The sequence below is a fragment of the Kurthia sp. Dielmo genome, assembly GCF_000307285.2.
Classification (GTDB): Bacteria; Bacillota; Bacilli; order Bacillales_A; family Planococcaceae; genus Kurthia; species Kurthia populi.
Map to the genome: position 1 here is coordinate 245446 of NZ_HE578960.1, position 6956 is coordinate 252401.

Annotated in this window: 9 protein-coding genes; 7 read left to right on the forward strand and 2 right to left on the reverse strand. The window is 39.9% G+C overall.

What is annotated here, in order from left to right:
- Positions 1–549 (forward strand): ABC transporter substrate-binding protein (locus KTHG_RS14720; protein ID WP_145988287.1); only part of this gene is annotated, 549 nt, incomplete at its 5' end.
- 110 nt (positions 550–659) lie between these two features.
- Positions 660–1241, forward strand: coding sequence for a GNAT family N-acetyltransferase (locus KTHG_RS14725; RefSeq protein WP_126990450.1), 582 nt, complete (start codon positions 660–662; stop codon positions 1239–1241).
- Here KTHG_RS14725 and KTHG_RS14730 read toward each other — a convergent pair.
- Positions 1238–1834 carry a DUF4166 domain-containing protein gene (locus KTHG_RS14730; protein WP_139994657.1) on the reverse strand — a complete coding sequence of 199 codons (597 nt, stop codon included), beginning with the start codon at positions 1832–1834 and terminating at the stop codon, positions 1238–1240. The two genes, KTHG_RS14725 and KTHG_RS14730, sit on opposite strands and share 4 nt — an antisense overlap.
- Positions 1835–1995: 161 nt before the next feature.
- On the opposite strand from KTHG_RS14730, the gene KTHG_RS14735 reads away from it, so the two are divergent.
- The 5 genes from KTHG_RS14735 (at position 1996) to KTHG_RS14755 (ending at position 5504) form a co-directional block, all read left to right on the forward strand.
- Positions 1996–2589 carry a class I SAM-dependent methyltransferase gene (locus KTHG_RS14735; protein WP_139994660.1) on the forward strand — a complete coding sequence of 198 codons (594 nt, stop codon included), beginning with the start codon at positions 1996–1998 and terminating at the stop codon, positions 2587–2589.
- 257 nt (positions 2590–2846) lie between these two features.
- Positions 2847–3470, forward strand: a complete 624-nt coding sequence (locus KTHG_RS14740) for a DUF2975 domain-containing protein (RefSeq protein ID WP_186439631.1) — start codon at positions 2847–2849, stop codon at positions 3468–3470.
- An 11-nt stretch (positions 3471–3481) separates the two neighbouring features.
- On the forward strand, positions 3482–3691 hold the full coding sequence (locus KTHG_RS14745; protein ID WP_139994664.1) for a helix-turn-helix domain-containing protein: 210 nt from the start codon (positions 3482–3484) through the stop codon (positions 3689–3691).
- Positions 3692–3768: 77 nt separating this feature from the next.
- Positions 3769–4083, forward strand: coding sequence for a hypothetical protein (locus KTHG_RS14750; protein WP_126990445.1), 315 nt, complete (start codon positions 3769–3771; stop codon positions 4081–4083).
- A 395-nt stretch (positions 4084–4478) separates the two neighbouring features.
- Positions 4479–5504: a threonine aldolase family protein gene (locus KTHG_RS14755; RefSeq protein ID WP_139994666.1), complete on the forward strand. Its 1026-nt coding sequence runs from the start codon at positions 4479–4481 to the stop codon at positions 5502–5504.
- A gap of 305 nt (positions 5505–5809) precedes the next feature.
- On the opposite strand, the gene KTHG_RS14760 is transcribed toward KTHG_RS14755, so the two are convergent.
- Positions 5810–6850 carry a beta-carotene 15,15'-monooxygenase gene (locus KTHG_RS14760; protein WP_139994668.1) on the reverse strand — a complete coding sequence of 347 codons (1041 nt, stop codon included), beginning with the start codon at positions 6848–6850 and terminating at the stop codon, positions 5810–5812.
- Between the last annotated feature and the right edge of the window lie 106 nt (positions 6851–6956).

The following is a 6956-nucleotide window of genomic DNA, read 5'->3' on the forward strand; positions in this document are numbered from 1 at the left end:
GTACAAAAAGAAATCGATGCTAAATTAGCGGATGTAAAAGAAAAAGACAAGCCGAAAGTATTATTCTTATTCCAACATAATGATAAATCCATCGTCGTTGGCGGCGCAAACTTCTTCAGTGAGAAATGGACGAAAGCAACAGGGGGTATTGATGTTGCTGGTGATTCAGGTGCTCAAGGGCAGAAAGAAGTAAATATGGAGCAAATTTATAAATGGAATCCAGATATTATTTACATCACAAACTTCACACAGACACAACCAGAGGACTTACTAGAAAATAAAGTATCTGGTCAAGACTGGAGCGATGTTGCGGCTGTTAAAGAAGGCAATGTCTACAAAGTGCCACTTGGTATTTATCGTTGGTTCCCACCATCAGGTGATGCACCACTTATGCTGAAATTCTTAGCACAGCATAATCACCCAGATGTATTTGATTACGATATGAAGGAAGAAATCAAAACATATTATAAAAACTTCTATGAATTTGATGTGACCGATGAGGAAGTAGAAAGTATTTTACATCCATCATCAGATGCGGCAAAATACTAGAATGAAAAAGAAGTCTCTTTACGGAGGCTTCTTTTTTACATGTTCCGATAGCCAAACGTCTTCAATCAAGCTAAACTGAAGATACCATAACAAAAAGTGAGGGGATTATGATGATGATTCGACCATATACGGATGCTGATGAGCAAGGTTGGTTGCGCTGTCGGGTGCTCGCCTTTTTAAATACTGCTTATTTTGATAATGTACTGCAAAAAAAGGAGCATTATGAAAACCCATCAATCGAGCTCGTCGCAATTGAAAATAATCAAATAGTGGGCTTGATTGATATTGAATACGAAACGGAGCCTCAGACAATTTGTACGGCACATGATACGGTTGGCGGCATGATTTGGCATATTGCGGTGCACCCAGATTATCAGCACCGACATATTGGCGAAGAGTTAATCAAAGCCGCGCTGAAGCAGGCAAAAGCCTTGAAATTAACATATTTAGAAGCATGGACACGCGATAATGCGAAAATCCAAAAATGGTACGAAAAAATGCGTTTTGTGCAAACGTACACGTATCATCACTTGTATTTTGATGAACCAGCACTTGAAAAATATGATTTATCGGTGCCTGCACAGGTTCGTCCAGTGACGATGTTTGCGCATTATACAGGTAGTGACCCGGATGTATTAAATCGCGCCTCGCGAAGACATTTATGCATGTGCTATGTGAAACGTATTATTTAAATTTCATTGAAATGTCCGCCATACATGATGATGGTGCCAAGAAGTTCATTATAAACGGTCGCGTAAATCGTGTAGCATTGTTGCTCGTCATCATAGCCATCTTCGACAATGGCCTTGCCTTTAAAAAAACCGGGTAGTGGCACAAGACCTAGTAAGTGCTGTGCGTTTGTACGGGTAATTAAATGCCCATCTCGTGTGACATCAAGCAATAAATTAGAGCGCATCATCGTCGGTTTGCCGAGCAAGTCATAGGCATGATTTGTCGCTAAATCAACGCGCGTAATCGAATCGAATTGACGTGTTTTCTCAGGGAAATAAAAGTTGCGATGCCAGTCAATATCAAATAAATCGTCGCCCGTTTGGATGCAGCGGTGTTCTAAATCAAATGGAATATCATGGCCCTCTTCTGGGAAGAGGAAATCCATCGTAGTCGCTGCATAATAAAAGGGAGTAAGAAGCGCAGAGCCATGTGAAATCTCATGCATAACCCCTTTTGCGCGAAAGACATCGCCGGCATTTGTGGCATAGCGGTGCTGTAATTTTGGATGCATTCGTTCAAAACGATCGCCAAGCAGTTGTTTATATACAGACATTTTTATCATTCCTTTCGAAAAATAGGGGCTCCGTACGAATGACGGAACCCCTGTTTTTTAATGTATACCCGCATTTTTTGCTTCCTAACAAAGTAGTCTATACAGTCTTTTATTGCACATATGCCTTTTTTGCGATATATATGAGGAGAGGAGTGATAGATATGAATCGATGGGATGACCGCTATAAACATGACCGGTATTTTTATGGCACAAAACCGAATGCCTTTTTAGCGCAGCAGTATACGGTATTTGAGCAATCGCCACATGTGGCCTGCTATGCAGAGGGAGAGGGACGAAATGCCGTTTTTCTAGCGACAAAGGGGCATCAGGTGACGGCCTATGATTATGCCGAGGAAGGTCTTCGGAAAACAACGGAGCTTGCCGCGCAGTTTGATACCGTAGTGGAGACGAAGCATCATGATTTACTAAATGATGCACTTGAGCCAGAGCAGTATGACGGGGCGGTGATGATTTTTGGGCATTTTGCGAAGGACCAGCAGCTACATGTGCTTGAACAAATAATGACTTCACTGAAGCCAGGCGGCATTTTTCTTATGGAAGTGTATGAGGAGGCGCAGCTCGCATATAAAACAGGAGGCCCGCCGAATATAGATTACTTGTATGCCGAAGAGACATTACGTGATTGGGCACAACAATATGAAGTACTGCATTTTGACTGCGTAGAGGTTACACGTCATGAAGGTGTCGGTCATAAGGGACTTTGTAAGGTTGTTCAGGTTATTGTGAAAAAATAAAAAAAGCAGGAAGCGCAAAATAAAATGTGCTTCCTGCTTTTCTCATTAGACGCGGAATTTTATAAGAAAGGCTTGAAGTTCTTCTGCCATTTCTGATAAATTGACTGCTGATATGATAATAAAAATGAGAATATGTTTTGATCATAAACACACTTAATTTTAACTTAATGCATTATTTATTTAATGATAAACATTAAAAATATGTTGCTTTACGTTAATTTTGCCTTATAATGGAATTAAAGGAAGGGGAGAGGGAAATGGAAAAGAGATTTCAGCAATTTTTAACAGCTATGTACATTATCACAACATTTGTATGGATTGGTTTTATGGTGGTAGTTGTTATACTAGCAGGTGCGTTTATTGCGCTTAGCATCATTTCTGAGGAAACGGTACAACGCTTTCTTCAGCTTGGCGATGTACAGGCAGCGATTCATTTTTATGGCATTAATCTAGAAATAAGCCCACAATTAATTGAGCAAGCAACATTTAGTAAAGAGACCTTTTTAATGCTATTCGGCATGATGTGGGTATACACATTTATAGGAGGGATCATCGTATTTTTCATTAGAAAACTTTTGAAATCCTTAAAATCAGGTGCTATTTTCACTGTGAAAAACAGTCGCTTTATTGAATGGATTGGCTATAGCTTTATCGTGCTAAGTTTGTTAATCACGACTATCCAAGCGTTGATGGCTTATAGCTTCGATAAAATGTTTCATCTGACAGCGTCATTACAGCAATCAGAGGCAATTCAAGGAGTGTCTTATGAGTTTATTGGCATTCATTGGAGCTTGTTATTTGGTGGCATCATCTTATGGATTATTGGACGAATCTTTAAATATGGTGCATTCTTACAACAAGAGTATGATGCAACAGTATAGGAAGTGAACGTATGATTATTATTCGGTTAGACCGTATGCTGGCAGATCGCAAAATGCAGCTTAGTAAATTGGCGGAGCTTGTAGACATATCCGTTGTTAATTTATCTAATTTAAAAACAGGTAAAGTAAAGGCGGTTCGTTTTTCAACGCTAAACGCCATTTGCAAGGCGCTTGATTGCCAGCCAGGGGATATTTTAGAGTATGTGGAAGAGGACGAATAGGAAAGAAATGCGCCGTGACATTTTGCTACATCTCACTATTAGAAAATATTATAATGTAATTTTAGAAGGAGCAATACATGATTACTTTTTTGTGGTACAGCACATTCGGGTTAGTTGTACTTTGTTTTATACCGATAATGACTGGTAAATTGGAGAATAGTGATGCGTTTAAAAACATAATGTACGGTGCAATGATTGTGATTGTACTAGGCATTGTCCTCGTGAATTTTTTAGAGGCAGTTGATATCATCAAATCATTGCGGATGTTTTTCGTGCTTATTTTAGGAATTATTCTTTTAAATTACACGAAAGTATTTGGCGGAAAATCGTGGAAATGGTGGCTGCTTTATGCTGTCGTGAGTATGGCAGCAATCATTCTTTCTAATTATTGATGAAATTTTTCATATAACTAAGTTAGCGATGTTTACTCGTATTTGCGGCCATTGCGCTAGCGTGCGTACCATCACAAGCACATGCTAAAGAGGCGGTATCAGTAGTCGAATAGAAAAACGTGCATTCCTTTTATAGGGTGCTCGTTTTTTTATGCGTTGGAATCGAACGCTCCCGCGTGTTGTTCACCCACTCTAGGTAGTGCTGACTTCAGCTAGTAAAATAGATGTGAGCGTTGATGAGCTATTCTTACATTGCTGAATTTTTTTAATTAATTGGTTAACTTTATCAGCTAATTGGCTAGGATAGGAATACAATAGAGAGGAGTCTAAAAGCTTCCGTAATAAAAGTATGCACAATATTCAATCTGTGCTAGAAGAAAAGGTGTGACAGAATAATGTTGAATTTTGAATGTGATTATTTAGAAGGTGCGCATCCACGCATTTTAGAAAAATTAATGGAAACCAATATGGAGAAAACATCGGGCTATGGCCAGGACCCTTATACAGAAAGTGCCGCGCAAAAAATCTTGGCGGCCTGTGAATGTCCAGCAGGGGAAGTACGCTTTTTAGTCGGCGGTACACAAGCAAATGCGACGGTCATTAATTCGATTTTACATACTTCTGAGGGCGTAATTGCTGCAGATACAGGCCATATTAGCACACATGAAGCAGGTGCTATTGAGGCGGGCGGACATAAAGTCTTAACAATTCCACAGGTAGATGGCAAGCTAACCGCAGTAGGCATTACCGCATATATGCAAGCCTTTTTAGCCGATGCAAGCCACACACATATGCCACAGCCCGGTATGGTCTATGTATCGCACCCAACAGAATACGGTACCTTGTATTCAAAGGCGGAGCTTGAAGCGATTCATGATGTATGCCACGAATATGATTTACCATTATTCTTAGATGGCGCGCGACTAGGCTACGGCTTAGCGGCAGTGGATACCGATGTGACATTACCGGTTATCGCTAAAAACTGTGATGTCTTTTATATTGGTGGCACGAAGGTTGGTGCGATGTTTGGCGAAGCTGTTGTTGTGACGAAGGCCAATCGCATTAAGCATTTCTTCACAACCATCAAACAAAATGGTGCACTATTAGCAAAGGGGCGTATGCTAGGTATTCAATTTGATGTATTGTTTACCAATGACTTATATATGGATATTTCAGCACATGCTATTCGTTTAGCGGAAAAATTAAAGGCTAAATTACGCGAAAAAGGCTATCAATTTTTCTTTGAATCACCAACGAATCAGCAATTCGTTATTTTAGAAAATAGCGCGATGCAGGCACTTTCTGAAAAAGCGAAATTTAGCGTTTGGGAGCCCTTTGATGATACACATACAGTCGTTCGTTTTGCGACAAGCTGGGCTACAGAGGAACAGGATTTAGACGACTTACTTGCGCTATTATAATTGAAGATCTGAGACACTATAAAAAGACACTTTCAAAGGGATCTGATCCATTTTTGGAGGTGCTTTTTCATGGGTAAAAAACGAGTATAGTCATACAATGCAAAAGGAACAAGCGTGGCAGTTAGTGAAATAATCCATTTATTCGTTATGTGAAAGAGCGATAGATAAGATAAAGGCGCATGAAGTAAACAAAAAAGGCGTTATTATGAGCATGTCCTCTAAAGGCAGCCCGCTATAACGCCAGCATGAAGCATTCGATTAGGGTGATAAGTACATGTTGATAAACGAATGCTCACTTTCAGATGTCAGTTCTGTGCGAGTAGTTTTTCTTTTGCATGCAATAGCTGTGCTTTAAATGCGTGCGGATCATCGGTTTTAATTGCGACATAGTGATAGTGCTTTTCAAAACCCATTGCGAGCGTCACTTTTTGTGGTTCGCGCATTTTTAATACTATATCTGGGTAGACCTTTTCAAAATCGCGGGTAATAAATTCGACCGTATCTTTTGTTTTCTTACGCTGTAGAAGAGCATCATCCTCAATGATTTCTTCAATCATCGCGACATCAATTTTGGCACGCTTCATAAGACCAAGTGAGAGATAGACTGTTTGCCCTCGCATAACGGAAGGAGTCAGGCGCATTACTTGTAAGTCTGCAATAAAGAATAGCACCGAGTATATATTAAATGCTAGCAGAATCAGTGAGATAATCGGCGCCTTTTCGTGCAACCAGTAATGAATGCCAATCGTTTCAATAACAATCGCATGAATCATCATTAGCTGAAAGGCAACAAAACTCGATTTTTTGTGTAGTGTAATGCCGTGTGGAATGGGCTTTTTCCAGCTTGCAAAGGCATAATAGAGCATTAATAATTCTGAGCATAGCACATGAATTATCGGGTTTTTTCGTACATGCTTATCGAGTGCATTACTGAAGGCGAAAAGTATCGGCAGCGAGCTAGTTTTTACATAGGCTATAATACGCGGGAAATACGTGATAAACCGAATGAGGAGAAAAAGCTCAATGACCACTAAACTTCCCTCTATCGCAATGCCTACCCATGTAATTGTCGCATAGGGCGCGAGTAGATGCCCTGGAATCAAAAAACGTACAAAAACACAGCCGATTGCCGAAAATAAAATTGCTTGCTTCCACGAAAATCGATTGCGGTATAGCATCAACATAAGTGGGGCGACAATTAATAAATCAATGAGCGAGCCTAAAACGACGCCATTTGAATCCGTTGGCATAATATGTGTGCCAAATTGATAGAGCCAGATATTACTTAGCACAGTCAACAATAGTAACCCAAGCCACAGAGGTTTGGTATACGTAATCCACGTCATTCAGAAAAGCCTCCTTTACAATTATATATATTCCAATTATTACATATTGAGGGATTTATGAACAGAAAAATAAAGAGGCCGAGACATACGTGTAAAAACGCCCCCT